Origin of the sequence: Psychrobacter sp. ASPA161_9, from assembly GCF_051970275.1 — a bacterium.
Lineage (GTDB): Bacteria > Pseudomonadota > Gammaproteobacteria > Pseudomonadales > Moraxellaceae > Psychrobacter.
Window position 1 is genome coordinate 228,843 of the sequence record NZ_JBEFNI010000002.1, and the last position, 26,331, is coordinate 255,173.

The 26,331-nt window shown below is 42.1% G+C and carries 21 protein-coding genes; 14 read left to right on the top strand and 7 right to left on the bottom strand.

What is annotated here, in order from left to right; genetic code table 11:
- Positions 1-258: 258 nt before the first annotated feature.
- Complete coding sequence (locus ACTQ9S_RS04060; protein WP_068329180.1) at positions 259-1,143, top strand: PHP domain-containing protein; 885 nt, start codon at positions 259-261, stop codon at positions 1,141-1,143.
- Positions 1,144-1,518: 375 nt separating this feature from the next.
- The gene (locus tag ACTQ9S_RS04065) at positions 1,519-2,982 is read left to right on the top strand and encodes a diguanylate cyclase (protein WP_440453880.1); all 1,464 of its coding nucleotides are present in this window, start codon (positions 1,519-1,521) and stop codon (positions 2,980-2,982) included.
- A 52-nt stretch (positions 2,983-3,034) separates the two neighbouring features.
- Here the strand turns inward: ACTQ9S_RS04065 and truD are convergent, their stop codons facing one another.
- Complete coding sequence (gene truD, locus ACTQ9S_RS04070) at positions 3,035-4,270, bottom strand: tRNA pseudouridine(13) synthase TruD (protein WP_440453882.1); 1,236 nt, start codon at positions 4,268-4,270, stop codon at positions 3,035-3,037.
- Positions 4,271-4,649: 379 nt separating this feature from the next.
- Between truD and ACTQ9S_RS04075 the strand changes: the two genes are divergently transcribed.
- Positions 4,650-6,287 (top strand): FAD-dependent oxidoreductase, encoded by a 1,638-nt coding sequence (locus tag ACTQ9S_RS04075; RefSeq protein WP_440453884.1) that lies wholly within the window; start codon positions 4,650-4,652, stop codon positions 6,285-6,287.
- A gap of 92 nt (positions 6,288-6,379) precedes the next feature.
- Positions 6,380-7,051 (top strand): GNAT family N-acetyltransferase, encoded by a 672-nt coding sequence (locus ACTQ9S_RS04080; protein WP_440453886.1) that lies wholly within the window; start codon positions 6,380-6,382, stop codon positions 7,049-7,051.
- 29 nt (positions 7,052-7,080) lie between these two features.
- Here ACTQ9S_RS04080 and ACTQ9S_RS04085 read toward each other — a convergent pair whose 3' ends face one another.
- From ACTQ9S_RS04085 to ACTQ9S_RS04100, 4 genes are all read right to left on the bottom strand, one after another.
- The gene (locus ACTQ9S_RS04085; protein ID WP_068037443.1) at positions 7,081-7,293 is read right to left on the bottom strand and encodes a hypothetical protein; all 213 of its coding nucleotides are present in this window, start codon (positions 7,291-7,293) and stop codon (positions 7,081-7,083) included.
- 141 nt (positions 7,294-7,434) lie between these two features.
- On the bottom strand, positions 7,435-8,790 hold the full coding sequence (gene gorA, locus ACTQ9S_RS04090) for a glutathione-disulfide reductase (RefSeq protein WP_440453887.1): 1,356 nt from the start codon (positions 8,788-8,790) through the stop codon (positions 7,435-7,437).
- A 163-nt stretch (positions 8,791-8,953) separates the two neighbouring features.
- On the bottom strand, positions 8,954-9,406 hold the full coding sequence (locus ACTQ9S_RS04095) for a threonine/serine exporter family protein (RefSeq protein ID WP_068037441.1): 453 nt from the start codon (positions 9,404-9,406) through the stop codon (positions 8,954-8,956).
- A gap of 1 nt (position 9,407) precedes the next feature.
- Positions 9,408-10,223, bottom strand: coding sequence for a threonine/serine ThrE exporter family protein (locus ACTQ9S_RS04100; RefSeq protein ID WP_350656209.1), 816 nt, complete (start codon positions 10,221-10,223; stop codon positions 9,408-9,410).
- 163 nt (positions 10,224-10,386) lie between these two features.
- Here ACTQ9S_RS04100 and ACTQ9S_RS04105 point away from each other — a divergent pair, with 163 nt between their 5' ends.
- On the top strand, positions 10,387-10,668 hold the full coding sequence (locus tag ACTQ9S_RS04105) for a DUF503 domain-containing protein (RefSeq protein ID WP_440453889.1): 282 nt from the start codon (positions 10,387-10,389) through the stop codon (positions 10,666-10,668).
- A gap of 26 nt (positions 10,669-10,694) precedes the next feature.
- Here the strand turns inward: ACTQ9S_RS04105 and ACTQ9S_RS04110 are convergent, their stop codons facing one another.
- Entirely contained in the window at positions 10,695-12,473 is a 1,779-nt protein-coding gene (locus ACTQ9S_RS04110; protein WP_440453891.1) for a P-loop NTPase fold protein, read from the bottom strand.
- Positions 12,474-12,600: 127 nt separating this feature from the next.
- On the bottom strand, positions 12,601-15,507 hold the full coding sequence (gene uvrA / locus ACTQ9S_RS04115) for an excinuclease ABC subunit UvrA (protein WP_440453893.1): 2,907 nt from the start codon (positions 15,505-15,507) through the stop codon (positions 12,601-12,603).
- Between the two features lie 976 nt (positions 15,508-16,483).
- Here uvrA and ACTQ9S_RS04120 point away from each other — a divergent pair.
- The 9 genes from ACTQ9S_RS04120 (at position 16,484) to ACTQ9S_RS04160 (ending at position 26,310) form a co-directional block, all read left to right on the top strand.
- The gene (locus ACTQ9S_RS04120) at positions 16,484-17,848 is read left to right on the top strand and encodes an MFS transporter (RefSeq protein ID WP_068037410.1); all 1,365 of its coding nucleotides are present in this window, start codon (positions 16,484-16,486) and stop codon (positions 17,846-17,848) included.
- 107 nt (positions 17,849-17,955) lie between these two features.
- Positions 17,956-18,588, top strand: coding sequence for a single-stranded DNA-binding protein (ssb, locus tag ACTQ9S_RS04125; protein WP_440453895.1), 633 nt, complete (start codon positions 17,956-17,958; stop codon positions 18,586-18,588).
- A 528-nt stretch (positions 18,589-19,116) separates the two neighbouring features.
- Positions 19,117-19,440, top strand: a complete 324-nt coding sequence (locus ACTQ9S_RS04130; protein WP_440453897.1) for an H-NS histone family protein — start codon at positions 19,117-19,119, stop codon at positions 19,438-19,440.
- A gap of 255 nt (positions 19,441-19,695) precedes the next feature.
- Complete coding sequence (gspN, locus tag ACTQ9S_RS04135; protein WP_440453899.1) at positions 19,696-20,499, top strand: type II secretion system protein N; 804 nt, start codon at positions 19,696-19,698, stop codon at positions 20,497-20,499.
- Positions 20,500-21,438: a type II secretion system protein N gene (locus tag ACTQ9S_RS04140; protein ID WP_440453900.1), complete on the top strand. Its 939-nt coding sequence runs from the start codon at positions 20,500-20,502 to the stop codon at positions 21,436-21,438.
- A 133-nt stretch (positions 21,439-21,571) separates the two neighbouring features.
- Positions 21,572-23,836, top strand: a complete 2,265-nt coding sequence (gene gspD / locus ACTQ9S_RS04145) for a type II secretion system secretin GspD (protein ID WP_440454041.1) — start codon at positions 21,572-21,574, stop codon at positions 23,834-23,836.
- A gap of 90 nt (positions 23,837-23,926) precedes the next feature.
- A complete protein-coding gene (locus tag ACTQ9S_RS04150; protein WP_440453902.1) occupies positions 23,927-24,121 on the top strand; it encodes a hypothetical protein in 195 nt (64 codons plus the stop codon).
- 193 nt (positions 24,122-24,314) lie between these two features.
- Positions 24,315-25,328, top strand: a complete 1,014-nt coding sequence (locus ACTQ9S_RS04155) for a TatD family hydrolase (protein ID WP_440453904.1) — start codon at positions 24,315-24,317, stop codon at positions 25,326-25,328.
- An 82-nt stretch (positions 25,329-25,410) separates the two neighbouring features.
- Complete coding sequence (locus ACTQ9S_RS04160) at positions 25,411-26,310, top strand: tRNA threonylcarbamoyladenosine dehydratase (protein ID WP_440453906.1); 900 nt, start codon at positions 25,411-25,413, stop codon at positions 26,308-26,310.
- Positions 26,311-26,331: the final 21 nt, after the last annotated feature.

Here is a 26,331-nt window from a genome sequence, read left to right on the forward strand (position 1 = left end):
GCGCTAAAAAAAAGCAGACAACACTACAATCATATTCGATAATAGGCGTAAGCCATAATACGTATCATTACTATTCATCCATTTAGCTATAGTCAATCCACTATAAAAGAGTTACAGCGTTAACCTCGTTTGAAGTATCACTTATACATCTGCACTCGGTTGCCTTGTACATCTTTTAAATTGAATCAATTATATTATTTATTCAATTATTCCCAATTAATCCATCAATATCCGTATTAAAAACCTAAGGCCAACTTTATGAAATTCGATTTACATTGCCATAGTACCTGTTCTGATGGCACTTATGCACCGGCAGATGTAGTGCAGCGCGCGCATGCAGCTGGTGTCGATGTGCTGGCATTAACTGATCACGATACTTTACTAGGCATTGATGAAGCTAGAGCAGCAGCAACTGCATATGGAATGACGCTTATCAATGGCGTTGAGATTAGCTGTGAGCATACGCTAAACGGTGGTTATGGTAAGAATAAATCAACTAATAAAATCATTCATGTGCTTGGACTCGATTTTACAGATCGCGAAAAAATGCATGAAACCTTATTACAATTGCAAGAAAGCCGGGCAACTCGTGGTCAGCGTATCACTGAAAAACTCAGTAAGCTGCTGGATATTGATTATGATGAGCTTTGGCAAGCCGTACTTGATAAAGCTGGTGGCAATCCACAAGCAGTTGGGCGTGCGCATATTGGGCAAGTGTTATTTGAGCGTGGCGAAGTTAAGACCGTACAAAAGGCTTTCGATAAATATTTAGCCGACAATAAATCCGCTTATGTGGCGATTGATGCCCTGAGTATGGCGGATGGTATTGAGCTGATTCATGCTTGCGGCGGTAAAGCAGTGCTCGCGCATCCAACGCGTTATCAGCTTTCGGCTACACGAGTACGTAAGCTTATCGAAGAGTTTGCTCAGCTTGGCGGTGATGCTTGTGAGTTACCAGCGACTAGTGAGCCGATCAGCACCCGAAAAATGGTTGATCGTAGTATTGCTGAACATGAGCTTGTCGCTTCAATTGGTAGTGACTTTCATGGTAGTAATATGCCATGGCGACGTTTGGGTGATGTGCCAAGTCTGACTACTGAGCAGCTCGGAGTCTGGCAACTTTTTGAAAATACTAGTTATTAATTATGAAGCAATTATCAACCATATATCGTATATAGATACCCTTTATAACAATCGTATTGCTAAACTATTTGAAAGTTGTCAAACTCAATAATAAACATATTAGAATTATACGAGTAAGAATAACATTCACAAAAACGAGTATAGTGCTGCGTCGATGGATGGCTTGATAAAAATTACAAAGCATATCAATCATTTAAAGAGTAAACCAATAAGATGCTCATCTGCCATATCCTAGGATTAATACTAATATAGTAATAAAGGCGCAACGCTTTTAATGCTTTGAACTTATCTATCAGTCTGTCAGTGGCTATCAACAAACGATTCCGTTTGGGTTAGTGTTAACGACAGATTGAATGTGCACGTGGTAACGCGTATATGGTTACATCGATATATCGGCTAGGCTACAAAAAACTTTCCCAAATGATTTTTGAGTGGCAAGCTGCGGATAGAGCATCATTGTTAGCCTTGTTCATTGTGATGGAAGTCACCATGCATTGGTTATGGTGTCTACTTGTATGGTTACGGCAAGATGCCTTTGGCAGCTATGTAGATATGGCGCTATTATATCCAATATGGGTAACCATAACGCTGATGGGATTGTTTTTTTGGTGGATGGTAGGCCATTTATCGCATATTAAAAATGACTATAAACGTCTACATAATTGGCAAATCGTACTAATTTTTGTCTATAGCTTATATATTGCAGTTGTCGTTTTGGTAATGGGTCATAGTAGTTTGGTCTCAGGAGTGTCGCTAGTTGGCGGTACTATGCTGGCGATGATGCTGGTACGCCGTCGTTATATTTGGTATGCATTCTTAATTCAAGTATTCTTGATTATGTTAGTGGCTATTTTGCCTTATTTGGGCGTGAATTTGCCCAGTATGCGTCAACTCACCATTACTTCGTTACCGCTTGGTACTTATAGTTATCAGACTTATACCGAGATGACTAATATGGAAAATGCGATAGCAGCCACTATTTTTCAAGATGGTACGCTTAGCTGGGATAGCATAAACGAGATTCGTCGTTCTTCAGTATTCTTTTGGCGTGCAACGCACATGTATTTGGCATTGCCCAAAGCTATTTTTATGGTATATGTATTTAGTACACTATTATTAATCTTAGATAACAGTAAAAAAGAAATTATACAGCATGCCAATCATGACGAGCTGACAGGACTGAAGAATCGACGCTATGGTCTGACCCAAATGCGGCAAACGCTAGCAGATTTGACAGATAATCAGGACTATACGGTTATCTTATTGGATTTAGATTTATTTAAAGATATTAATGACAATTATGGTCACGAAGTCGGCGATCAGGTGTTAAAAGAAGTTGCCGATATATTGATGAATACGTTCACTGATACAGATATTGTCAGTCGTTATGGTGGCGAGGAATTTTTAATCGTCTTGCCTGATATAGCGCATGATTTAGCGATGACTATTGCAGAACAATTGCGTTGCGATATTGCCAATCACGTGATTCAAGTAAATTATAGTCTCAGCTTTAGTATAACGGCGAGTCTAGGGCTTTATACATTGACTCATACTGAGCGGACATGCATTAAGCAAAGATATGCCTCTATAAAGTCAAAAGAACACGCACCGCAGCTAACAAAGTCGCAGATAGTTAAGTCGCGAAGAGGCAAGCGGGTGACTAAACAAGCTCCAGAGCTACCAAAGGCGCAATTGCCAAGTGATATTTGCCAGCGCTTAATTAGGATAGCAGACAAAGCTTTATATGAAGCCAAAGATCGTGGCCGTAATCAAGTCGTTAGCGCCAACGAGATGCTAGCAGCGGAAAATAGTAATATTGAGCCCCTTTATTGCAGCTAATGACAGCGCAGTTTAATAAAGATTGTTTGACCTTCATGCACTATGCACTTAATTACAAGGTGCTTAACCGTTGCACCAAGCTTGCCAATACACTGGTCGCAAAACTGCCAGTCGTCAACGTAAAGTTTAATACCAGCGTTTGCTCATTACTATTTTGACTACCTTGCCATTCCCAACTCAAGGCTTCAATCGGCAATCGTAGCGCTCGTCGTTGTGCTTTCACATCGCGCTTCTCTAACCCCATTGCCAGCTGTGTTAATAACGCACTACTCTGTACCACATCGTTTTCAAGCTGAGCTGTTATGCCGCTTACTTTAACGTTATCCATACCCCATAACACACCGGTCGGATGAATATCACCGCTGGCAACTCGCGCTCGTAAAGTGTCGTCAATTTCTTCACTGGTAAATATCGAGCCTGATCCATCTAGGTTAAACACTTCACCTGTGAGTCCAGTATTCCAACTGCCCGCGCGTACCCTTGCAGCCAATATCTCATTAAATATTAAGCTACGCGCGGCGGACAGTTCCATAGAATTTTGCTCTCGCGGCGCACGTTTGCGTTTACTCTTCTTTGGCTGAGGTCGACTTTCTGGCGCTGGACGTGCAAACAACGCCAATGCTTCTCTAATGTTATTACCATTCCATCCAAAACGCTGTGGTCCAAAGTAATTGGGCACGCCGTTGACACTTATATTTTGCAAATGCTGTTCTACAGACGACTTATCTTCATTTTCCAACTCAATATCTCGCAAGGTGATAATAAATTGATTAGCTCGGTGCGTACCACGATTAAGCTTTTTATTGTGCCAATGTTGAGCAAGGATAGTGACCGACTCGCTGTCGCTGATATCTACTGGTGCAAACTCAGACTCTGGCAATTGCCTCAAAGGTATTCTTAAGCTAAACCATTGTGTCGTTAGCGCATGACGGTCTTTGAGTCCTGAATAACCGACATCACGTAAGGGAATCTCTGCCCACTCTGACAGTAATTTAGCCAGATAGGCAGTATTCACCCCTGACTTCTCTATATGTAGCCATAAGTGCTCACCCTCGCCAGTAAAGTCTAACGGCAATATTTCATTGACGACAAAATCTGTGTTATGGGTCTTGTAAGTCGCTTGTTTGAGAGGTGGCAAAGTTGGCTGCGGTAATTGCGCAGTATCCGTCGCTGCCTCGATATCAATACTTGAAATATTCACTAGCTTGCTATCAACTGGCTGACTATTTAAATCAGATTGGGCAATAGAGTTATCTGTCATTTCGTTCTGGTTAACTTGAGAATTCATAAAGTCGTCTTGTATTTTGGTTATAAGCTTTAGGTTGAAAGAATAGAGCTATTCGTTAAAGGCTAGTAAAGGTTAGGAAGTTACGTTTTGCAACGCAGCAAACATACAAATAAACAGCGTACGCTAACTGGGCTTGCTACTATCAATGAATCTACTTTTTTTAAATGTATACTTGATACTAAATAAAATGGTTACATAACATTATTATGCGTTACTGGTACAAATTTTTCTCGCTTGCTGTGCCTACGCCGACAGAGGCTTCGTAAAATTCATTCCAGTAACGCTTGGTAGTCCGCAGTAATCCTGTATTCATTAAAGTATATCGACTATCTCAAACACGTTTTACGCAGAACATAATTATAACTGTTAAGGATGACCTATGAGCCAAGTTAATAATAACCAAGCCGATAACAAAATCGCCGCCAAAAATCTAGTAACGATCAATAAATCTGACATTCCAAGTGGCGGTATGAAGTCATATAAACAAGATGACGATAGTATCATTTTAATTACCCGTGATGAGGACGAGTTTTTTGCCTTTGATGGCAAATGTCCTCATGTTGGTGCAGATTTAGGTGATGGCATGCGCTGTGGTAATCGAGTGGTCTGCCCGTGGCATCATGGCAGTTTTGACAGCCGCGATGGCACGCTATTAGAGCCAGTTGCCATGCGCGGATTGACGCAATATGAGCTGACAGATGAGGGCGATAGCTTGACCGTCAATACCTCAGCGAAGATAGATAAACGCGTTGAAAACGACAAGCTGACTGATACCCATACTATTATCATTGGTGGCGGCGGTGCTGGTTTTATGACGGCCAATCAGCTGCGTCATACTGGCTATGGCGGTAAGATTACCTTGATTAGTAAAGATGATAAAGCCCCTTATAACCGTCCTTTATTGTCAAAAGCATTTTTGGCAGGAAAAATGGAAGAGAAATATCTGATGCTTGGCGGCAGCGAGTGGGCCAGTAAAAATAATATCGAACTACGCTTAAACCAAACCGTCAGTAAAGTACTACCTAATGAGCGCACTATCGTGATGAAAGATGAGAGTGGCAATAGTGAGCAGCAAACAGCCGACTTCCTAGTGGTAGCGACAGGTGCTGAGCCTAAGATACCGCCTTTTAAAGGTGCTGATTTGAATGGTGTCTATACGCTACGTAGTATGGATGATGCCAAAGACATCAAAGCGGCCAGTGATAGCAAGCATGTCGTCATTGTAGGTACGGGCTTTATCGGCATGGAAGTGGCGTCTGCTTTAATGGAGGCGAAGAAGGCAGAATCTGTCACCGTTATTGGGCGCAGCCGCCGCGTCATGAGCAATATAGTCTCTGAAACGGTGAGTAATGCGCTCATTAAACTTCATGAAGAAAAAGGGGTGAAGTTCACATTTGGCGCGGGTGTTGATGAAATCAATGGAGAAGGTAGTAAAGTCAGCGGTGTAAAACTGTCAGATGGCAGTACGATTGCAGCAGATGTTGTCATTTTAGGTACTGGCGTAGCACCACGTATCGAGATTTTAAATGAGGTGAACGCTCCAGATGGCGTCCAAGTGGATGAGCATCTACAACTGCGTGATGGCGTCTATGCGCTCGGTGATATTGCTAAAGCGACCAACCAAATGGGACGTATGCGTATTGAGCATTGGCGGGTGGCTCTGCAACATGGCATCGTGACGGCAGCAGCTATCTTAAATCAAGACAATGTCAACTCGCTAGAGGAACGTATTCCTTTCTTTTGGACGGCACAATATGGCAAAAGCCTACGCTATAGCGGACATGCAGCCTCGCCAGATAACAATATCTTGTTTGGCTCGCCAGATACGCTAGATTATATTGAATATTACTTTGATGACGATGGGGAAGATACGCGTGCGAGTGCTGCTAGCACGTTAGGGCGCGATAAAGAGCTGGTCGCCTTTTCTGAGCTACTCCGCCGTGGTCATGTGCCAACGCGTGCGCAAATCAATGCAGGATTTAATCTTATCGACCAAGCACAGGCGTTATCACGCTAGTACTTAAATCTGATAAGGTTTACTATAAAGGCTGGTCTATTAATTTAGGTCAGCCTTTTATACTAAATAAACGGAAAAGGACAACCAGTTTCATGAATAAAGAACAGATAAATAAAGAACAGATAAATAAAGAACAGATAAATAAAAATCACTTGAATAGAGAATCTGTATTTTTACGACAAGCAGAAGCGGATGATATTGACGCACTCGAACAGTTACTAAACCGCTGCTATCGAGAGACGGAGGGCTGGACCAATGAAGCGGATTTAGTCGGTGGTATTCGTATCACTCAAGCTGAGCTAGCAAGCATCATTGCCAATCCAAAACACTATCTGTTCATTTATCCAAAAACGACCACAGGCGAACGCGGTGGAGATGAAACCGGTGAGCTGTTGGGTTGTATTGCGGTCGATATAAAAGTTGATGACAATACAAATGAGAGCAACCTTAATAGGACTGACAATGATAACAAAGCTTATATTGGTATGTTTGCCGTACATCCAGAGCTGCAGGGGCAGGGCGTTGGTAATGTGATATTACAAGCCGCCGAAACTTTCGCTGAAAGACATTTAAAAAGTAACAGCCAACCAACCCGTCTTACTATGTCTATTTTAAGCCATCGACCTGAGCTATTGGCTTACTATCAGCGCCGTGGTTATCAGTTCAATGGTAATAAGATGCCATTTCCATATGATGGCAATAATGGCGAACCAAAACGTCAGGATTTAGAGTTATTAGAATTAGAGAAAATCGTTAACGCTTAAAGGTTAACTTTATCTATATCAAACTTGAGCTAACCCCAAAAATGCCCAAAGGTCATAAACAAGCCAACGCTTAGCAGAACAAATGCCACGATAATTAAACGCTTAAACCAGTTGAAAGCAGGCAAGCGCGTGGCATTGTCATCAGACATCAGGTAAGCAAACAAAAACAATAGGCTTGCTGCCAAAGTCATGATGCCTAGACCAATTGGTAATATAAAAAGGTATACCTGCCACACAGTCATCTCGCAACGGTCATTATTAAACGCATCATAGCAGTATCGTGATTGTGCTGTCAGTATGTGGTTTTACACTAAATAAAAAATAGGCAATAAAAAAGGCTATTCCGTCAAGAATAGCCTTTCTTCTAATAGCACCCAGTCTATCTAACGCATCGTCACAAATTCTTCCGAACCCGTAGGATGAATAGCAACGGTATTATCAAAGTCAGCTTTGGTCGCGCCCATTTTTATCGCCACCGCAAAGCCTTGAATCATCTCATCAACGCCATAGCCAATACCATGCAAGCCAATCACTTTTTCATCCTCACCCAAGCATACCAGCTTCATCACGCATTTTTGACGGTGCTGGGTCACCGCACTATACATAGAGGTAAAGGTCGATTTATAGCACTTAATATTATCCTTACCATATTCCTTAACAGCATCGATTTCAGACAAGCCAATCGTACCGATAGCAGGGTGGGTAAAGATGACCGTTGGTATCAAATCATAACTTAGATGCTCATTAGTCTTATCATTAAATAAGCGCTCAGATAGGCGACGACCTGCGGCAATAGCTACCGGCGTCAAATCAATACTGTTCTCAATAATATCGCCGACCGCGTAAATGCCCTCGATATTGGTGTTTTGAAACTTATCAACTTTGATTTTGCCAAACTCGTTAGTGTCCACACCCGTCACTTGCAGGTTAATATTGTCCGTAGAAGGCGCGCGACCAATCGCCCAAATCAAGCAATCTACGGTATCAAGAGCGCCGTCTTTGGTAAATAACTCTAAACAGCCATCTTCTTTTTTATTGACTTCCGTCAGTGTGGTGTCGGTGTGCAATTGAATGCCGTCTTGCTCCATCTCTATCAGTAAAGTCTCTACGATAGTATGGTCAAACGAGCGCAGTGGCGAGTGTTGACGCACATACAGATGCACCTCAGCGCCTAGACTGTTAAGGACGCCCGCAATCTCAACCGCGATATATCCTGCACCGACAATAGCCACACGTTTTGGCAAATGGTTTAACCTAAAAAACCCATCAGAATCAATACCGTGTTCTGCGCCTTTGATATCAGGAAGAATAGGATGACCGCCTGTAGCAATCAAAATATGGTCGGCGGTAATATGCTCACCGTTAACCTCGACCGTATTGGTATCGATAAATTTGGCAAAGCCTTTTATCACTTCAACGCCGTTCTTTGCCAAGTTATTATCATAAGAGCGGTGAATGTTTTGGATATATTGTTGACGACTATTGACCAGCTTTTGAAAATCAAAGCCTTTTACTTCCACATTAAAGCCATAATCTGGCGCATATTTTTCGATGGCTTCGGCAACTTGTGCCCCATACCACATCACCTTTTTAGGTACGCAGCCCCAGTTTACGCAGGTGCCGCCCAATTGGTCAGCTTCGATAATGGCGCATTTTTTGCCATAGCTCGCCGCTCGATTAATCGAAGCAATGCCGCCGCTACCGCCGCCAATGGAAATATAATCGTAATGTTTTGTCATTGTTATGTCTCTTTATTAAGTTTTGGTGCAATTTTGAACTCTATTGTAATGGGTATCATTATTAATCTTACAAGGTTTTGCTTATAAGGATATGCCAGCTAGTATCAGAATATAAAAGCATTTAGGCGAAAATAGCTTGATATCTAAACCTATCTACACCCACTTAAACAATGGCACGCCGCCTATAAAATAACAGTCCAGGAATGGACAAACCTAGCACCAATCCTGAAGTCACAAACAAGGCCTCAAACAAATACACCATCATTTGGCTAAATAATTCGTCGGAAAAACCAAAATAACCAATCTGCACCATACTGACCATCGCCTTATAAGCAGCGATACCTGGCATCATACAGATGACGCTCGGTGAAATTAACGCTTTGGGCGGTAGCGTATACTTTTTAGAAAAGTAAACGCCCAAAAAGCTGGCAAGCATCGCCCCAAAGAAGCTGGCAACCACCAGATGGATGTGCTGATAGACAAGTGCTGTTTTTAACCCAAATCCAAACGCGGTCATCAGCAAACACGGCAAAATATAGCGTTTGGGCACGCTGAACATAAGCGTCCAACCAAGGGTAATGATACACGACAGCACCACGGTCTCAATGAACCACATGTCAAAACCCCCAGTGCTGTATTTGCAGTAAAACCAGTGCCATCACAATGCCAACGCACGCTGACAAGGTCAACATATAGGTAAAAACGGCACGTCCAACGCCAATATTGACATAGCCCTTTAAAATATCTGAGAAAGAATTGATCAAAGGAAAGCTTGGTATCAAAAGTAGAACGCTAGAGGCAACGGCAATATCTGCATTATTACCAATATCAAAGTAATAGGTCGTCGCCCCAATCAAAGAGGCGATAAAAGCCGTAACAATGACCGTGATAAAGGGATTGAAGTGGTGCTTAGCCAAATAAATGCGGGTAAACATTGCTACCATGCCAGCGATAAAGGTTACGGCGGTAATCGACCAACTGCCGCCATTAAGATTCGCAAACGCGGCACAAGATGCGCCAACAAATATGCCCACTAGCCACGTTGGATAAACCGTTTTATCTAATTCATCAAACGCAAGGGTGGTGCGGTCAGTAAGCTCAGACTTCAGCTTATTGTTATATAGCTTGTGGCTATTTGTATCGGCTTCGGTTTTATTGATAATTTGCTGGATTTGTACCAATAAATTGACATTGATGCTTTGATTAATAGTGTCTCGAGTGGTGGTGATACAGCGTTCATCACAGATGGTCGTCAAGGTGATGGCATTAAAATTAAGCGAACATTCTACGCTACTCATTCCCAAAGCGAATCCCAAACGTTTAGACAAGTCAACCACCACAGCGGACTCGGCACCATATTGCATAAGGAGTAATCCGCAGCGCACGCATAATCGAGTAATGCGCTGTTGCTGTACGTAGCTGATAGAGGTCATTGGGCGAGTACGCATGTTGGCTATTGTGATTTTTATGAATGGTATTAGTATAAACAGTGTGAGTCGTTATGAGGTATCGATACGGCAAGGTAACGATAGCATAACTTGCCGTGCTTATTTGCTACTATTATAAAGCGTAAACCACTGTCGCAAGGAGAATAAAATGCATATCGCTATCTTAACGCTGACTTTTGCGCTATCCGGATGTAGCTCATTAAAAGAAAAGCGCCAACGTATGGGCGGCCTGCACGCCCGCTTTGGCAATACGCCAAGCGTCGCGGTATGTGAGAGCGGCGAGCGTGATCGACATGATGCCAGCGAGTGGACATTCGTTATAGTCGGGCTGTCTAAACGTGAAGTCGAGTCGCAGTGTAGTCAGATAGAGGAGAAGATAGAACGGACGGTAGATGCAAAGATGATGAATGTTGAGAGAGAGTTTATTTAGGTTGTGAGCTTTGGCTAGCTTACGATCTAAGTTAGGTTTTCTGTCAAATTATTAGTATTATCTAACCACATTTTTATAGAAGGTTCGTTGTTCGGATTATCAACAATGTTTTCTCGCAGTAGATCTAGTATCCATAGCCTAATTTCTTCACGTTTACCACTAATATCTCCTAGACATGGATGTAATAAAATTGAATGGATAAATAACTTACGGTATCTTTGGTTACTTTCTATATCTGCCCAAATTACCTGTTTCAAAATATCTTTATCAATTAGCTTTAGGAGGTCTTTATCATGACTATTCCAGGCTCTACGACTATTTTTATGAAAATCTAAAAATATTGAAAGTATCTTTTTAGAGCTAAAACTGTTAGTTCTGAAGCTCGCTAGTGAATTAACAGTAAAATCGTAGAAGCGATCTTCAGGCTTTTTTCCAAAAAAATAGAAGTCATCTATAGACATATGACTTTTAGATGACCTAACTGATTGTTCAATATGTCTTTTAATATGGTCTTCAAGTTGAGTAGCCAAGTCTGACCTATTGCTAGTTTCGAGAATATCACAATAAAAGCTTAAGTTACTTAATTGTTCTGAAGATAGACTGCTACAAGCTACATAGTATAATCGTTCGGCAAATTTTGGTTCGATCCCCAAGTTATGAAACTCTTGTAACACTTGGGTCTTCAGTCTGCTATCTTCTAAGTTTCTCTCATTGATAGTATCTTTTTCATTTAGAAGTTTCGCCATATCACTGTTTAGGTCTAAATCTCTAACCAATGAAACAACGAAATGACCCCAACCTGAAATAATGAAGTTTGAAATAAATGGTTCGATAATATCTCGAATTTCATTAAGTTTTTCAAACTGTTTGAGAATGTGTAAGTCTTTCTTAGATGATGTTTCACTAGAAGATGATTTTAAGTCTATGAGCCGATCTGAAAAAACTGGATTTTTCTCATCGAGAATTGTTATAAACGATTCAAAATCTATCTCTGAACCTAGTAATTTAGGCATATCATGCGCAAACATAATTACTAAAAGAAACTCTAATATTTGTTTCTTACTTACTAAAGATAGTTCACTGCCTGAGTTATCTATTATAATCTTTAAAGTGCTCTGAACACGTTGATAAAATCTTAAGTTCTTTATATTTAATGTTTGATAGAATAGCTCGTATATGGGAAATAAGTCATTATCATCAACTATATCTTTCTTAATAATGGTTATCGATTCACTTAGAGTTAAGATTTCATCAAAGACTTTTTCTTTGTATTCATGAAATTTTTTATTAGCTTTCCCTTCGTGTAGTAAAACAATAACTTTACATTTTTTTTCTAAATTTAAATGATTGACTAGCCCCATTACATCTTTGATATCTAATTTGTCTGATATTCGCTCAATATCGTCTATACATATTAAGGTTTCATTAACCATATTGGATATAGTACTAGTAATCATACTTTTGCTAAGAGATAGAGCAACACCACTGCCTTCAATCTTAGGTAGATCAACTGCCTCAATTGTGTTTTGAAAAACTTTCTTTATTCCAGATAAATTATCACTGCTTTGTGATGTAGAGTAAGATTTGATAGCTATTTCAAATTTTAAGGCATCCAATGAATCAATACCGAATAAGGATACATAAGCAATTTTCTTAACCCGAAAATTTTCACGATGTTTTTTACAGAAATTATTCCAAAAATGAGTCTTACCAATACCCCATTCGCCAGTCAGAGCAATAGCAAAAGGGTCTTTAGTATTGATAAGCTCAAAAAGCTTCTTCTCAAGATTTGCTACATTTGCCATTGCTCATTACCTTACAGATGTTCTTAAAATAATTATCATGTTAATACTAAAATAAAAACTCAACCCAACAAAAAAGGCCACTCCCTAAAGAATAGCCTTTTATCAATTATTAATTAACTAACTTGTATTAACTCACTTCTTGCATCGCCTGCTTAAGCATTGGCTTTAAGAACTCACCCGTATACGAGCCTTTCACTTCCGCTACTTCTTCAGGTGTACCTTCAGCGATAATCAGTCCACCACCTTTACCGCCTTCAGGGCCAAGATCAATCACCCAATCCGCGGTTTTGATGACGTCCAAGTTATGCTCGATGACCACGATGGTATTACCTTTATCACGTAGGGCATGCAAGATATTGAGTAGCTTATCAATATCATGGAAATGCAGACCAGTGGTTGGCTCATCCAAGATATAGAGCGTCTGTCCGGTATCACGTTTGGCCAATTCACGGGCTAACTTAACACGCTGCGCTTCACCACCTGACAATGTTGGCGCAGATTGACCCAAGCGAATGTAGCTCAAACCAACATCCATCAACGCTTGCAGGCGACGATAAATCGCTGGAATGGCAGAGAAGAACTCAGTCGCATCTTCAACGGTCATATCGAGCACATCGGCGATATTTTTACCTTTATAGTGAATCTCTAAAGTCTCGCGGTTATAGCGTTTGCCTTCACAGGTGTCACACGGCACATACATGTCTGGCAAAAAGTGCATCTCAACTTTGATGAGACCGTCACCTTGACACATCTCACAGCGTCCGCCTTTAACGTTAAAGCTAAAGCGACCCGCTTTGTAACCACGGGCGCGCGCTTCTTGCGTTTGTGCAAACATCTCACGTACTGGCGTAAAGACACCGGTATACGTCGCTGGATTTGAACGCGGCGTACGACCAATCGGGCTTTGATCAATATCGACCATTTTGTCCAAATGCTCAAGACCATTGATGCTGTCATGCTTATCCGCGATGAGCGTTGAGGCATTATTCAACTGCGTGGCGGCGAGTGGCATTAAAGTACGGTTAATCAAAGTGGATTTACCAGAACCTGAAACACCCGTGATACAAGTCATAATACCTATTGGCAGGGTCAAATCTACATCGTGTAAGTTGTTACCGGATGCACCTTTTAGCTCAATAGTCATCGGTACTTTTTTTGGTCTGGCTTTCCCTTTTTCCTCAACCTCTATCGTTTTAGCCTTGTGACGTATGGTTGGAATCTCGATTTTTTTCTTACCAGACATATATTGTCCAGTTAGCGATTCTTCATTGGCCATGATGTCATCGACCGTACCCTGAGCGATAATATGACCGCCATGTACGCCCGCGCCGACACCGATATCGATGACGTGATCCGCTTGACGAATGGCATCTTCATCATGTTCAACGACCAGTACGGTATTACCCAAATCACGCAAGCGTGTTAAGGTTTTTAGCAAGCGATCATTGTCACGCTGATGCAGGCCAATCGATGGCTCATCAAGTACATACATGACACCCATGAGACCTGCACCAATTTGGCTGGCAAGTCGAATACGCTGAGCTTCACCACCCGATAGCGTTTCAGCAGAGCGGGCAAGGGATAGATAATCAAGTCCGACACTGACGAGGAAGTTTAGACGCTCATTAATCTCTTTAAAGATTTTTTCTGCAACTTCGCCTTTATGACCGCCAATCTTCAGCGTTTTATAATAGTCAGCGGCATCACCGATAGACAACTTGACGATTTCAGCGATGGTATGCTCGTTGACGCGGACATTGCGTGATATCTCATTCAGACGCGCGCCATCACAGACGTTACAAGTAGTATCCGCCAAGTATTTCGCCAGCTCATCACGCACAAGGTTACTTTGCGTTTTGGCATAACGACGCTCTAGATAAGGAAGCACACCTTCAAATGGTACCGTCTTATTGGTTTTACGTCCACGCTCATCAGTAAAGTTAAAGGTCAGCTTTTCTTTACCAGAGCCATGCATGATGAGATCTTGCTGCGCGTTTGGCAGCTCTTGCCACGGCGCATCCATATCGATTTTAAAGTGCTTACAAACAGTCGAAAGCAAGCCAAAGTAATAAGCGTGACGCTTATCCCAACCATTAATCGCGCCTTGATTGAGCGATTTTTCATGGTGAGTAATCAGCTTTTCGGCTGAGAAATACTGACGTTTGCCGAGACCATCACAACTTGGGCAAGCACCATAAGGATTGTTAAAACTGAACATACGCGGCTCAAGCTCAGACACTGCGCGATCACAAACCGGGCAAGAATGCTTAGCTGACATGACCTGATTAGCATCGCCACCTTCTTTTGGATTGCCATCCATAAAGTGCAGCGTCACCAACCCTTGTCCTAAACGTAGGGCAGTCTCCAAACTTTCAGCGACGCGGTTGCCTAAGTCATCACGAACTTTAAATCGGTCAACCACGACCTCAATCGTATGCTTTTTCTTTTTATCGAGAGTTGGTAGCTCATCAGTATCGTAGACATCGCCGTCGACACGTACGCGTACGAATCCTTGACCAATTAATTGCTCAAGCAGAACTGTATGCTCACCTTTGCGTTCACGAACCACTGGCGCTAAAATCATTAGCTTGGTGTCATCTGGGAGCGCCATGACTTGATCGACCATTTCGGTGACCGACTGCGCGACCATTGGCTCGCCATGTTCTGGACAATAAGGCGTACCGATACGCGCATAGAGCAGACGCAAATAGTCATAGATTTCGGTAATCGTACCGACCGTTGATCGCGGGTTATGGTTGGTTGATTTCTGCTCGATAGCAATCGCAGGGGAGAGACCTTCAATACTATCGACCTCTGGCTTCTCCATTTGCGAGAGAAACTGACGCGCATAAGCCGATAGACTCTCGACATAGCGACGTTGCCCTTCGGCATAAAGCGTATCAAAGGCCAGCGATGATTTACCAGAACCAGATAGGCCAGTAATCACCACAAATTTATCTCGTGGAATGTCTAAGTCGATGTTTTTTAGATTATGAGTGCGTGCGCCGCGAATCTTAATATGCTCGTGTGCCATCGGTTCTGGGTTTCCTATTTGCTAAAAGCGTTATTAAAACAACTATGTACGTATGGTTATAAAATACAAAAATGTAGATAAGGTTTAATTAAAAGATTTAGTCATGCTACTTGAAAATAGACTACGCTTTATTTGATTATTAAAAATAAAAGGTCTTTATAACCATCATTAAAGATTTATAGGTACTTATTATTTATTGGGGTATTCGATGATTCTAACTATAAAGCGATTCGTTATTTAAATATTGACAAAAGTTTAAATGTTAATTGAATTGGGTTTATTGCTGTAATGTATGTGAATACTAAGTTATCAACGTTAATTTCATTCTCAAAGTTATCATAGAGTAATAAATTAAGGACTTAATGTCACAAAAGGATATAAATAAGCCAATTTCATATTCTTAGACACTATTTATTATGCTTCATCTCTTAAGCTCTATCTTTTAGACTCTATGAGTACTTATAAACTGGGAATATCTACAAACTACGAATAGTTAAGTACTATGAATAATTGCTCGTAATATCATTGTTCGCGTTCATATAAGGCTATCCTGTTTATATACTGCTCTATCATAACTTTTACAACGTCTTACTTTATTGTCATGACTACAGGATTATTCAAGGCATCAGTAGGGATTAGATGCACTTGGTAACAAAATTATTGAGTAAAATGAATGAATTGGGATGGCGTGGAATAGTAAGTCTAGGCAGGAAGACAAAAGTCTCGGCAACTAAGTAGCGAATGTTTTATACTGTGGGGCTTGATTTATGGGTTGAGCAAATAGACGAGCATTTTGCCAAATTATTATTAAATTTGGTACATGTCGCTCTTAGAGCAGGTAGCTCTGGATGCTACTTGTCAGTCTTACTAGCCGATAGTTGCCAGAGGCAGTCGATAGACCCATAAGTGTAGCGCAGCTGTGCATTGTCATAGTGTATAGATGTCAGTCGTGATGTGATAAACCAGTGAGGCAAGTATGAATAGCGTAGAAAAACGGGCAATTCTGGGGGTCGGTGGTATATTTGCCTTGCGGATGATTGGCCTGTTTATGATTGTGCCTGTGTTTTCTGTGTATGGTGACAATTATGCGCATGCCACGCCATTTTTGATCGGTTTAGCGGTCGGTATTTATGGGCTAGGGCAGGCTATTTTTCAGATACCAATGAGCCTTGCCGCGGATAAGTTTCCCCGTAAACCTATCATATTTTTGGGTTTAATATTATTTGCCCTTGGCGGTATCATCGCGGCAAATGCGACTGATATTTATGAAGTCATTATCGGTCGGGCGCTGGCAGGTAGTGGCGCGGTCTCTGCGGTATTGATGGCGCTACTAGCTGATGTGACGCGAGAAGAGATGCGCACTAAAGCGATGGCAACCATGGGCTTGACCATTGCCACCTCCATTATGCTCGCTTTTGCCTTTGGCCCCTTGTTGGTTGGCTCGCTTGGTATTTCGGGGCTGTTTTGGTTGACCGCAGGCTTTGCTGTTTTAGCGATGATGCTACTTTTCGTCGTGCCTACACCGCTACGAGTGCTTAAGCATAATTTGGATAATAAATCGATTGGTCAGCAATTGGCTAGCGTGATAAAAATAGGCGATTTAAACCGTTTGCATATCGGTATTTTTGCGCTACATCTTACCATGACGGCGATATTTGTTATTTTGCCGCATCAGCTAAGTGACGTGATGGGCTTGTCTGTACGCCAGCAGGGCTTGGTTTATTTGCCATTGTTATTTATTGGCTTTGCCGTCGCGATTCCGTTTATCATCATTGCCGAAAAGAAACGCAAAATGCGCCAAGTGTTTTTAGGAGCATTGGCGCTAATGACTGCTTCATTAGCGTTGCTCGCCTTTGGTAGTCATCTTGGTGTGGGTATTATTTTAGGTCTATTATTATACTTTATGGGCTTTAATTTACTTGAAGCCACCATTCCATCATGGATCTCGAAGCGGGCGCCAGTAGCGAATAAAGCGACGGCAATGGGACTTAACTCATCTAGCCAGTTCTTTGGGGCCTTTGTTGGCGGTGCGATGGGTGGCTTACTATTGACGCAGCCAAATCTGCTGGCTTGGGGCATATTAGCCGCTATCATGGGTGCAGCGTTGCTTTTCATTATCCCGATTGCCCAGCCGCCTTATCTATCAAGTACGACAGTAACTATCCCTAAAAATATCAACATTCAAGATTGGTCACGGCAGATGCTGGCAGTAGATGGCGTCGATGAGCTGGTGGTAATGGCAAAAGAACAGGTAGCATACCTTAAGTTAGACAAAACCCAGCTGACCGATACTTCACGACAGGAGCTGTCGCATCTTGCTCAAAGCCCCCTAGATATTTAAACAAAAATTGGTTAAAGTAAAAACAAATTACTGATAGTATTAATTGGTTCCATTAAATGACAGTTAAAACTATTCATTAAATTATTCATAAGTAAAAGGACGGTACCATGCGCGGAGTTAATAAAGTTATCATTATCGGTAACCTTGGAGCAGACCCTGAGGCACGTCAATTTAATAATGGCGGTAGCGTGACCAATATCTCGGTTGCGACGTCAGAGCAATGGACAGATAAGCAAAGCGGTGAAAAAAGAGAAGCGACCGAATGGCATCGTATTGCATTATTTAATCGCTTAGGAGAGATTGCCGCGCAGTATCTTCGCAAAGGCAGTAAGGTCTATATTGAAGGCAGTCTGCGTACCCGTAAATACCAAGATCAAAGCGGACAAGATCGTTACATCACTGAGATTCGTGCTGAGCAAATGCAGATGCTCGATGGCGCGACTGGTGGTGGTCAAGATAGTAGTAACTTTGGTGGTCAAAGCCAAGGCGGTGGCTATGGCAATCAAGGCGGTCAAAGCAATCAAAACAACTTTGGTCAGCAAGCAAACAATCAGCCAGCCCAGCAAGGTGGCTATAATCAAGCTGGCGGTGCGGCAGCTCAAGGTGGTAATCAGAACAGCTTCAATAATCAAAATGCACCTGCTCAACAAAACCAGTTCAATCAGCCTTCTCAAATGCCAGCACAGTCTAAACCGACGGCTATGCCAGACGGTCCTGTAGATGATGACATTCCGTTTTGAGGAACACATGATTAAGTAATGTTGATTAAGTTAGATGGAGCCTATTTACATAGGCTCTTTTTTATGGCTAATGTTTTTATAGCCTTAAATGCGTTAGGGAATTAAAAAGTAGTTGGTTTTTGCTGTTTATAAAATGAGTCATTTAGATGTTTAACCATATTTCTATAACAAACTTATGTCTATAAAAGATAATAGAATATGCGTAGTTATTGATAGATGATTATGAAAGCTAATATTATTTAATATGAATATAGACTTTTATTATTCAAAAACTTAAATGCTATTATTAATATTTAATTATTCATTAAGGATAAAAATTATGTTAATCTCGCACGGTTACTAAAGCTGTTTAATTAGGTGTCGCATATTATAGAATCGATTAAATGGATTTACATTAAATCTGGTTTAATTACTATATTCAAAGAGACATCAACAGCGGTAAAGCAGTATTGCTAGATATCTATCCAGCGCTTGAGAAGTTATAAAAGACCTATTGAGCTTATTTCTATTTTTGAAACCGAGGCTGTTATGAATAAAAATAATACTATTGATTTAGACAATTTAAACGTAGATGAGTTACGTGCCATTACTGAAAATGCACAACAACTTATCGCCAAAAAACAACACCAGCGTTTATATGCTGCTTATATGCAGTTCGAAAAAATTGCAGAAGAAAGCAACAGTACCATCGAAGAGATTCTAAAGGCTGGTGAAAAATTAGAGAAAAAACGCAGTATCAAATATCGTAATACTGATAACAATCAAGAGACATGGACTGGCCGTGGCCGTAAGCCTACGTGGTTAGTTGATGCACTAGCAGCAGGTAGTGATCTTGAAGATTTTGCTGTATAAAAATCAAGCTAATATGGTAGCTTGTTTATATAATGACTATGGGCAAGATATATTTTGCTATAGCCAATCTATATTGCACTGACTTTATCAGCTCTTTGAAAGAGAGTTATATATTAAAGTGATAATGCAATTGTCTGATTAGATTTTAAGAGCCAGTATCTTTAAATAAAGATACTGGTTTTTTTGCTGTCATATATAGGTGATTGTTTGTTATGATAATATCATTTTTACCTTGCCAATAAGAGTACTCTAACTGTGCCCAAAGCATCTGCTTCGTCTCATAAGCGTCCTCGTAAGCTGTGGTGGCTGGTTGGATTCATTTTATTCACTCTATTTGCATTGTTACAGATGCCAGCAGCGTGGGTAATTGAAAAATACGCACCGGATTCACTTTATGTGCAGCATGTGTCAGGTAATTTATGGCAAGGCTCAGCCATTTGGCAATTGCCAGTAGCGACCATCCCGTTGACAGGTTCAGCCGATTGGTCTTGGCAGCCGTGGCAATTGTTCTTAGGTAAAATAGGCGCTGATATCGACATCAGTACCGGTCAGACGCGCCTTGATGGACAAATCAAAGTAGGGCGTAACGCTTGGCAGGTTGCTGATATGAGCGGCAAAATTGCGCCGGAAACGCTTGCTGGATTGGTCGATTGGCAGCTGCCCAATACGCCTATTCAAGTCAATGCGATTTCATTGCAACGCAAGTCAGGTTCAGATCCAAAGTCGATAGGCTTTACAAAAGCAGATGGTCAGCTGACATGGGTTGGCGGTGAAGTCGGTTATCCAAGTGGCGGTAAAGTGTTTTATATCACGATGCCAGCCATGCGCGCTGAACTCAGTACAGAACAAAAGAATGATACAAACCTGCTACATATGAATCTATTGGACAATCAAGATAAGCGTTTAGGCGACTTGTATCTTGATGGCGATAATATGCTAGATGTGAGTTTGACGCAGCGGTTATTAGAGAATATGCCAGAGTATGAGGGGCAAGCACCGAAAGATACAGCGGTGGTGAGTGTTCGCCAGCCGTTAATGACAGGCCTAGGGGTGCGTTAAATGATGAGTGTATCGGCACGCCTAAAACCAGTGATAGATAACCTGAATCGATTTTCGGCATGGCTGTTATTATTGGCCCTTGGTTGGTTAGCTTGGACAGCAGCACGTCTACTATGGCTGATATTAGCGCCGCCTACTGCACCTGCATTGCAGATACAGTCATTGCAGAGTAATGCAGCATCCAATGCTGATAATAGCAGTTTGTTTGCTATTTTCGCCGATCCTGAACCCGTTGCAGCTGCCGTACAGCCACCGCCTAATGTGGCTCTAAAAGGGGTGCTGTTAGCGATACCAGAAAGTTTATCTTCGGCATTATTAGATGTAAATGGTGAAGTAAAAAATTACCGTATTGGTGAAAGCTTACAAGATAGTGGCTATACCCTTATTGCAGTCGATTGGAATGCTGTCATTATTACTGACGCTGCTAGCAAGCAAATTGTCATTAGCATGGCGGACTCAATGCCACTTGATCAAAGTGATATGGCTGCTGGGAACGTGAGTAATCAGCGTTTGCCAGATAACAATAGCTCGACTAATAATTCGTTACCATCAACGCAACCGATGCCTAACTCTACACCTAGTGATGATGTTGCTGATTCTGCTAATGGATCTGCTGCCGATAGCAATGATACAGGTAACTCAAACTCTGCTATTGATGAAGCCGTTACAGCATTACAAGACAGTCCAGCCAGCTATTTGAGTCGTATGGGGGTAATGGCTGCAGGAGAAGGTTATCAAGTCACCGCTGCGATGCCAGCCGGCGTACGTAATCGGTTGGGACTAGAGCCGGGTGATCGAGTGCTTAAGGTGAATGGTCAAAGTATCGGCAGTGATCCTACGCAAGATGCTGGCTTATTAAAACAAGTTCAGCAGTCAGGTGAAGCTCAGATTGAAGTAAAACGCGGGGACCAAGTGATTACGATTCGTCAGCAGTTTTAGACTCTATTATTGTGTTTAAATGAAAGCTGTTTGAACAAGTCACCACTATTTCAACCAAATGACAATATTGTTAGCGCTATCTTAGCAACGTTTCAGTTTAGACTGAGTGATATCACAATGGGTAATTATGACCATGATAAGTTTTCATAAATTTTCAGTAACACCTTTACGCCATTCATTGCAGCGTTTGCTGTATATATGTCGGCCATTGTGTTTAGCACTGCCGCTATGGGCAGCAACGTTTGGGTTTGCCAGTGCCGAAAGCTGGAAGGTGAATCTGCAAGACGCGGATATCAAGGCTTTCATCAATGAAGTGGCAACGATTACCGACCAAAACTTTGTCCTTGATCCACGTATTAATGGCAATGTGACCGTTATCTCCAACAAAGCTTTATCTCGTGATGAGATTTATCAGCTGTTTTTGAGTGTGATGCAGGTCAATGGTATTGCAGCGATTGATTCAGGAACGACGATTAAACTAGTCCCTGACAATGTCGCTAAGCAGTCCGGTGTTGCCGTCGATTTGCGCGGTGATAGTGTCGGTGAAGCGCTAGCAACTCGCGTTATTTATTTGACCAATACGCAAGCAGCGGAGGTATTGGGCGTTATTCGTCCACTAATGCCACAATCTGCACATGCTGCTGCTGTGCCTGGAGTAAACGCACTGGTACTGTCTGATCGTGCTGATAGTTTGAACCAATTAACCACGCTTATTCGTGATTTAGATAATAATGTTAATGATAGTTTACAGGTCATACCGCTGCGTCATGTAGATGCCGAGCGTATGATGGACCTCATTAGCGCGCTGGTTTTAAGTACAGGTGCAGGGCAGGCGCAAGGAGGTAATCAGCTTAAAGTTATTGCTGATACTTCCAGTGATAGGCTACTGGTTAAAGGTAGTCCTGAGATGATTGCTAAAGTGCAAGAAATGGTCAATCAGCTTGATACTACGCCCTCGCGTCGGCTAAGCGGTTTACGAGTCTTTCGCTTAAAATATGCAAGCGCCGGACATATCGCAGAGATGCTACGCGGCTTACTTGCCAATCAGTCTATTAATAGTGCTGGTGCAACTTCAACTTTGGAATCAGCCTCACTCAACGATGCTAGTAGCACAGGCACGAGTGGTGCGTTAAATAGTAATACTGGCGATACGTCAAATGGTAACAGTTTAATGGGTGGTAATAACTCATCGGCAGCATCTGCGACTAGCTCAGGTGGATCAGGTACAAGCACTGGCGGCCGCCCGTTCAGCATTATCGCTGACGAGACTCAAAACTCAATTATCGTTAATGCTGCACCAGAGCTGATGTTTGAGATTGAAGCTGCTGTCAATCAGCTGGATAACCGCCGTGCACAAGTCCTCATTCAAGCTGCTATCGTTGAAGTCTCAGGCGATGATGCGACCCAGCTTGGGGTGCAGTGGGCACTGGGCAATGCCAACAGCGGCTATGGGGTAGTTAACTTCAATAATGCTGGAGTCAGTGCAGCATCACTTGCCGGTGCAGTGCTGTCCGGCGGCGCATCAGGTATCAGCTCTGCAGCTGGCTCTATCGCTGGGGCGTTACTTGGCATTGGTGATAGTAGTACAGACCGCAATGGAAATACGCAATTTTATGGGGCTATTTTGCAAGCACTCGACTCTTCTACTAGTGCTAACTTATTATCCATGCCATCAATTTTGACGTTAGACAACGAAAAAGCCAGCATTTTAGTCGGTCAAAACGTACCTTTTGTGACTGGCTCTTATACCACTAGTGGTAGCTCTTCTGACAACCCATTTCAGACTATTGAGCGCCAAGATATCGGTATTAATCTTAACGTCATTCCCCACATTGGTGATAACGGCACGGTACGTTTAGAAGTTTCGCAAGAGGTGTCTTCAGTGGTACCAAGTAGCGTCGGCAATGCCAGCGGGTTAACTACTAATAAAAGCCTTATTAATACTACTATTTTAGCAGACGACCAACAGACTATTGCGCTTGGCGGTTTGATGCGTGATAACACGACGACCAGTCAACAAAGAGTCCCTGGTCTAGGTAACATACCTATTATTGGTCGACTGTTCCGATCTGATAGTGACAATACCCAAAAGAGTAACTTAATTATATTCTTACAACCAACTATCCTACGCGATGGTGGCGCAGTCGCTAGTGTCACGGAGCGTAAATTTAATCAGATGCGCGTATTGCAATTGGTTATCGATAAAAATGGTACGATTAAGCAGCTACCATTGAGTGGCACTGAAGGATGGGATGGTAAGGTTGATGCCGACTATGAGTTGATGCCACTGAACCCACTCGTACCTAAGCGAGATCAAAAGCCAAAACCTGCATCGCAAGGATTTACAAAGGTTGATAGCCCAAGTACGGGGATTACTACTTATCCGCTAAAGCGCTAAGTGCTAGACTTCTGAGTTTGTCATTAAACTGTGCATTTAACCTACGCGAGACAATAGTAAAGACAGCGACAGTAATTGGGAGTTAAGTGGATGAATAAAAAAAAGTGGCTGACATTGGGTATTGTCGGAACGGCCTTACTATTGCTACCAAGACGTAGCAGCTGGCAAGCAACTCTCAATGCCAATGAGGAATCTAGAGCAGACGACTCAAAAACTAAAAAGCACCAATCTAAAGCTTCTAAAGTTAAAGACTCTCAAGATAACGAATTCGGTAAGAAAAAGTAAACCGTTAAGAAACCGCTTTTATGTTATCAAAATGAGGACACGCCCTAATAGCTTTATATCAATGCATTAATGTGTTGATACAAAGCTATTAATCACTTAAAAACCGAAAATTTTCTATCATCATAATCAACTAACTACTCATTCATAAATCATTCATTAACCGACTATAAAGAACTTACTATCAAGGCGGATTATGACTCGTACAGACCCAACTTCAATTTCAAACCACTTCCCATTACCTGCCATCTATCCTCTTATCGATACCCACACTCATTTTGATGCGCCAGTCTTTGATAGCGATAGACAAGCACAGACGCGGCAAGCTTATGTGCACGGTGTTCGTCATTTGATGTTGGTCGGTTATCTATATCAACATTTTCCTCGACTGTATGAGACTCAGCAGGCAATCGAACAAATGCCTTTGTCTGAGAGCATGGACAAAGCTAATTGTGTAAACTTATATCCTAAAGCGCATATTGCGCTTGGTCTACATCCTTTTTATATCGAACAGCATACTGATGCGCATCTCACTAGTATGGCGCAGATGATCCAAGAACAGCGCCCGCTGGCAATTGGTGAAATAGGATTGGATACCTACACCGATGCGATGAAACAGCCTGAAGCTTTTGCCAAGCAGAAACGCTTCTTTGAGGCGCAGCTAGATATAGCGGTAACGCACAAGCTACCTGTGATGCTGCATATCCGTAAAGCGCATGCTGAAACGTTGGCCATCATCAAAGCACATGATTACAATGCGCATAAGCTAGGCGGTATTGCTCACAGCTTTAGCGGCGGTGAGCAAGAGGCGAAAGCGTTTGTTAAGTTGGGCTTTAAGCTTGGTGTTACTGGACAAATTACCAACCAAAACGCCAAAAAGCTGCGCCGCGCCATCAAAGCTGCCGTTGATAGCTACGGATTAGAATGTTTGGTCATTGAAACCGACTGTCCTGATATGACGCCGATCATGTGTCAGACATCAGATGACGATCAACTAACTAGCCAATCAGACAGTCGCTTAGCATCGGGACAAAGTCCAGATAATGAATGGCAAGGCGCTGACGGACACAACCGCAATATACCCGCCAATTTACCATGGGTGCTGACGAGTCTTAGTGAATTGCTCAACGTAGAGCCAGCAGAGCTTGCCCATCAATTGTGGCAAAATAGTTGCAATGCCTTGCAAACTTCTTGGTCTTATCCCACATAGTATGCAATTAAGCATAAGTCAAAATTAAGCATAAAACACTATTAACTATGATGTCACCAATCACAAGAGCTTCTAATTCGTTATGAATCAACCACCGCAACCCAAGCAAACCGATGTACAACTGGACACTACTGATGGGGCTTCAGAACATGGCACATTAAATGCAGCAACTAATACAGTAAGTAACGTAGCATCTGTAGACCAGCAATACGAGCGGCGCTTTCAAGGGACGCAAACATTATATGGTACAGCTGCATTCGATATCTTTGCTGCTGCACATGTTTATATTATTGGCGTTGGTGGCGTTGGCTCTTGGGCTGCTGAAGCGTTAGCGCGTACCGCAGTAGGCAACATTACTTTAATCGACTTAGATGTATTGGTAGCCTCCAATGTCAATCGGCAGCTGCCTGCGCTCGATAGTACTTTTGGTCAAAGTAAAATAGCAGCGATGGGTGCGCGGTTGCATGAAATTAACCCAAAACTCACTTTACATTTGGTAGATGATTTTTTGACTGTTGATAATGTCGATGAATTATTACCCAGTCGCCATGAAGCAAAAACTGCCGCTGCCGAGCATAGACCTATTGTCATTTTAGACTGTGTCGATGATATGAGTGCCAAGCTCGCCATTGCACTACACTGCCGTTTTAACAAACTAAAACTCGTTTGTGCAGGTGGAGCAGGGGGTAAGATAGACCCATCTCAAATTACAGTCAGTGACTTAAAAGACAGTTATCAAGATCCATTATTAGCACGTCTACGTAACAAACTGCGTCATGAGAAAGGTATCAATAGTGCCTTAAAAGATAAATTCGGTATCAGATGTGTGTACTCAACTGAACCGCCGCGTGTAGACAAAAGCTGTCAGGCAGGCGGATTACAATGCGGAGGCTATGGCTCTGCAGTAGCCGTAACGTCTGTGGTGGCAATGATTATGGTCAGTGAAGCGTTACAGATGTTGACCAAGCAAGTTAACGCTTAACCCATTACTTCCTATTAATTT

Excerpts from the sequence above, each read along its gene's own strand:
- ACTQ9S_RS04155 (WP_440453904.1), top strand. The coding sequence starts at position 24,315 with ATGACTCGTACAGACCCAACTTCAATTTCAAACCACTTCCCATTACCT.
- ACTQ9S_RS04140 (WP_440453900.1), top strand. The coding sequence starts at position 20,500 with ATGATGAGTGTATCGGCACGCCTAAAACCAGTGATAGATAACCTGAAT.
- truD (WP_440453882.1), bottom strand. The coding sequence starts at position 4,270 with ATGAATTCTCAAGTTAACCAGAACGAAATGACAGATAACTCTATTGCC.
- ACTQ9S_RS04060 (WP_068329180.1), top strand. The coding sequence starts at position 259 with ATGAAATTCGATTTACATTGCCATAGTACCTGTTCTGATGGCACTTAT.
- uvrA (WP_440453893.1), bottom strand. The coding sequence starts at position 15,507 with ATGGCACACGAGCATATTAAGATTCGCGGCGCACGCACTCATAATCTA.
- ACTQ9S_RS04105 (WP_440453889.1), top strand. The coding sequence starts at position 10,387 with ATGCATATCGCTATCTTAACGCTGACTTTTGCGCTATCCGGATGTAGC.
- ACTQ9S_RS04065 (WP_440453880.1), top strand. The coding sequence starts at position 1,519 with ATGGTTACATCGATATATCGGCTAGGCTACAAAAAACTTTCCCAAATG.
- ACTQ9S_RS04150 (WP_440453902.1), top strand. The coding sequence starts at position 23,927 with ATGAATAAAAAAAAGTGGCTGACATTGGGTATTGTCGGAACGGCCTTA.
- ACTQ9S_RS04095 (WP_068037441.1), bottom strand. The coding sequence starts at position 9,406 with ATGTGGTTCATTGAGACCGTGGTGCTGTCGTGTATCATTACCCTTGGT.
- ACTQ9S_RS04120 (WP_068037410.1), top strand. The coding sequence starts at position 16,484 with ATGAATAGCGTAGAAAAACGGGCAATTCTGGGGGTCGGTGGTATATTT.
- gspD (WP_440454041.1), top strand. The coding sequence starts at position 21,572 with ATGATAAGTTTTCATAAATTTTCAGTAACACCTTTACGCCATTCATTG.
- ACTQ9S_RS04110 (WP_440453891.1), bottom strand. The coding sequence starts at position 12,473 with ATGGCAAATGTAGCAAATCTTGAGAAGAAGCTTTTTGAGCTTATCAAT.
- ACTQ9S_RS04100 (WP_350656209.1), bottom strand. The coding sequence starts at position 10,223 with ATGACCTCTATCAGCTACGTACAGCAACAGCGCATTACTCGATTATGC.
- ssb (WP_440453895.1), top strand. The coding sequence starts at position 17,956 with ATGCGCGGAGTTAATAAAGTTATCATTATCGGTAACCTTGGAGCAGAC.
- ACTQ9S_RS04075 (WP_440453884.1), top strand. The coding sequence starts at position 4,650 with ATGAGCCAAGTTAATAATAACCAAGCCGATAACAAAATCGCCGCCAAA.
- ACTQ9S_RS04080 (WP_440453886.1), top strand. The coding sequence starts at position 6,380 with ATGAATAAAGAACAGATAAATAAAGAACAGATAAATAAAGAACAGATA.
- ACTQ9S_RS04160 (WP_440453906.1), top strand. The coding sequence starts at position 25,411 with ATGAATCAACCACCGCAACCCAAGCAAACCGATGTACAACTGGACACT.
- ACTQ9S_RS04085 (WP_068037443.1), bottom strand. The coding sequence starts at position 7,293 with ATGACTGTGTGGCAGGTATACCTTTTTATATTACCAATTGGTCTAGGC.
- ACTQ9S_RS04130 (WP_440453897.1), top strand. The coding sequence starts at position 19,117 with ATGAATAAAAATAATACTATTGATTTAGACAATTTAAACGTAGATGAG.
- gorA (WP_440453887.1), bottom strand. The coding sequence starts at position 8,790 with ATGACAAAACATTACGATTATATTTCCATTGGCGGCGGTAGCGGCGGC.